Origin of the sequence: Microbacterium resistens NBRC 103078 (assembly GCF_001552355.1) — a bacterium.
In the GTDB taxonomy this organism is placed as follows: Bacteria; Actinomycetota; Actinomycetes; order Actinomycetales; family Microbacteriaceae; genus Microbacterium; species Microbacterium resistens.
Genome location: NZ_BCRA01000197.1, coordinates 1 through 3,007, shown reverse-complemented (window position 1 = coordinate 3,007; position 3,007 = coordinate 1). Strand labels below are relative to the sequence as shown.

2 protein-coding genes are annotated in these 3,007 nt (G+C 72.0%); both read right to left on the bottom strand.

The genetic code is table 11. The features are described 5' to 3' along the window. On the bottom strand, nucleotides 1-992 hold a 992-nt coding region (locus MR1_RS18870), incomplete at its 3' end, for a glycerophosphoryl diester phosphodiesterase membrane domain-containing protein (RefSeq protein WP_174522569.1). Between the two features lie 36 nt (nucleotides 993-1,028). Then, nucleotides 1,029-2,474: an MFS transporter gene (locus tag MR1_RS18865; RefSeq protein ID WP_067250767.1), complete on the bottom strand. Its 1,446-nt coding sequence runs from the start codon at nucleotides 2,472-2,474 to the stop codon at nucleotides 1,029-1,031. Between the last annotated feature and the right edge of the window lie 533 nt (nucleotides 2,475-3,007).

Genomic DNA, 3,007 nt, shown 5'->3' with positions numbered 1-3,007 from the left:
GGCAGGGGTGCTCGGCTCGCCGCCTGCGCCGCCGTGACGAGCGTCTGCGCCTGGACCATCAGGAACACGCCCACCGTGAGGAGCACGAGGACCTGTGCGATCCCGAGGGCGACGGCGGCGACGACCGGCGATGACCCGGGAGCGACGGCGTCCGTCACGACCACGGGCAGGACCGTCAGCAGTCCGATCAGCCCGAGCGCCACCGCCATGGGGACGAGGACCGCGATCAGCAGGCCCGCCGTCCGCAGGCTCCGCCACCGGGTGAGCCGCCAGCTGCGCGCGAGGGCGGCGCCGACGCCGATCGGCTCGAGGACGAGCATCGGCACGGTGAGGATCAGCCGGAGGTTCAGCCACCACAGCACGAGCAGGATCAGCAGGTAGACCGCGGCGTTCTGCGGCTCCTTGAGCAGCTCGTCCGAGACGAAGGCAGGCACGGCGACCCAGCGCGTCAGCACCGATCCGATGCCGGCCTGGCCGAGCGGCACCAGGAGCAGCAGGTACGGGACGAGCAGCAGCGACGACGGCCGCCGCAGCAGCTCCGCCACCCGCCGCCGCACCAGGCGGAGTCCCGCGCGCTCGGCGGACCGATCGTCTCGCTCTGCGCGGTCGCCTTCTGTGGTCTCCCCGGCCTCGCCGGCGACCGGCGCGCCCCCGTCGGCGGCCAGGCGGTGAACGGCGACGGCCGCGTACAGCGCCGCCTGCAGCAGCAGCGCGACGACGACCAGGACGAGCGAGAGGACGGCGAGCGCGATCCCGGCCGGATTGCGCAGGAACGTGCCGATCGTCGTGGTCGTGAGCGCCGTCAGCCCCGAGGCCCGCGTGGCCAGGCCGAACAGACCCACCAGGAGCGGTGCGGCCACCAGCGCGACGACCCCCTGCGTGACCGCGACGAGAAGGATCGTGCGCCCGAGGTCCCGGAACGAGAGACGGTACCCGGCGGCGACGCTCCGGCGCAGCGGCATCGGCGGACGGGCGGGGGCGGACCGGGGCATGACACGAGTCAACCATCCCCGGCCCGCCGGGCCCGGTCAGCCCCGCGTGCCGACGACCTCCAGCGGCATGGTGCTCGTGTCGAGATACGGGTTGTCATCCTGTCCCTCGACGAGCGCCTTCGCCTCGGAGACGGTCTCGACCGTGGGGCAGGATCCGATCAGCGGCCGCTTCGCGGTCTCCCGCATCGTGAGGAGCGCCACCCCGCCGACGGCGGCGAAGAACATGATGTAGAACGCCGGCATGTAGGCGTTCCCCGTCAGCTCGATCAGCGCCTGGCTGAACAGCGGGGTCGTGCCGCCGAAGAGCGACACCGCGAGGTTGTACGCGATCGCCATCGCGCCGAAGCGCGACGCCGTCGGGAAGAGCGCCGGAAGCGCCGACGCGGCGATCGCGACGTAGAACGCCACGGGCACCGCGACCATCGCGAGCGCGAGCATGACCGCCCATTCCTCGCCGATCTGCATGACGGCGAACGCGGGGAGCATCAGCACGAGCGTCGATCCCACAGCGATCGCGTACACAGGCTTGCGCCCGATGCGATCCGACAAACGCCCGATGAGCGGGAGGAACGCGCTCATCAGGATGAGCACGGGCACGGTCGCCAGCGCGGCCATGAGGTTGGACACGCCCACCTCGGTCTCCAGGTACGTCGGCATGTAGCTCGTCAGGGCGTATCCGGCCGTGTTCGTCGCCGACACGAGCGCGATGGCGATGAGGATCTCGCGCCAGTGATGCCGGAAGATGCCCACGACGCCGTGCCGCGCCAGCGGGTCCTCGGGATCCGCCTCGGTCAGGCCTGCGGCCTCCTCGGCCTCGTACGCCGGGGTCTCCGGGATCCGGAGCCGGAACCAGATCGCCACGGCCCCCAGGGGGATGGCCGCGAGGAACGGGATCCGCCAGCCGAACTCGAGCATGGCCCCCGGGCCCGCGATCGCCTCCGTGATCCACGTCGTGAGACCCACCACGGTGGCGCCGGCGGCGAAGCCCACATACGAGCCGACATCGAGGAAGGACGACCAGTACCCGCGAGACCGATCCGGCGAGAACTCGGACACGTACGTGGTGGCCCCGGCGTACTCGCCTCCGGTCGAGAATCCCTGCACCATCTTGAGCAGGTACAGCGGCACGATCGCCCACAGGCCGATGGCCGCCGACGTGGGCAGCATCCCGATCAGCGCGGTGGCGGCAGCCATCATCGCCATCGTGAGGAACAGCACCCGCTGCCGTCCGATACGGTCGCCGAGGGGGCCGAGGACGAGCCCGCCGAGCGGGCGGACGAGGAACGACACCGCGAACCCGAGCAGGGTCACGAGCAGCCCGAGCCCCTCGGGGAGATCGGCCGTGAACACGGCGCTCAGCGTCACGGCGAGGTAGCCGTACACGCCGAAGTCGAACCACTCCATGAAGTTGCCGACGACCGTTCCGGAGATCGCCGTCCGCAGCCGGGATCTCTTCACGATCAGGACGTCGTCGACGCGCATACGTCGGTTCTCCGGGGCGGGCGCGGTGTCGTTGCGCAACGGGGATCAGCTCCTTGGGCCTCATCGGTGTCGGCCTGCTTCGGCCGGACGAGCCCCCGACGCTACCCACGCCGCCTGGATCCCTTGCCCGGCGGACGCCGTGTGCTAAGAGGCTGATCAGGTGCGCAATCGCGGCGTTCTCGAGGGAGGAGGCAGCGCGCGACACGCCCGGGAACCGCCGGGCGTGTCGCGCACTGCGTCCATCCCCCACGCCGCGTGCCGAGTCCCTCCTCGTACGCCGAGACCCCCTCCGCCCGCCGAGACCCCCTCTCCCGCGCGTGTTTCCGAGGGGGTCTCGGCGGGGAAAGGGGGTCTCGCGCGTCGGGGACGAGGTCAGGAGGAGGCGCGTCGCCGGATCCGTGCGACCAGGATCGCTCCGGCGCCGAGCACGAGCGCGAGCACTCCGCCGACGACGAACGGCGTCGAGTCGGCGCCGGTGACCGCCAGGTCGCCCGGGCGGGCGGCGGGGCGCCCGTCACCCGATCCGGGCCCGT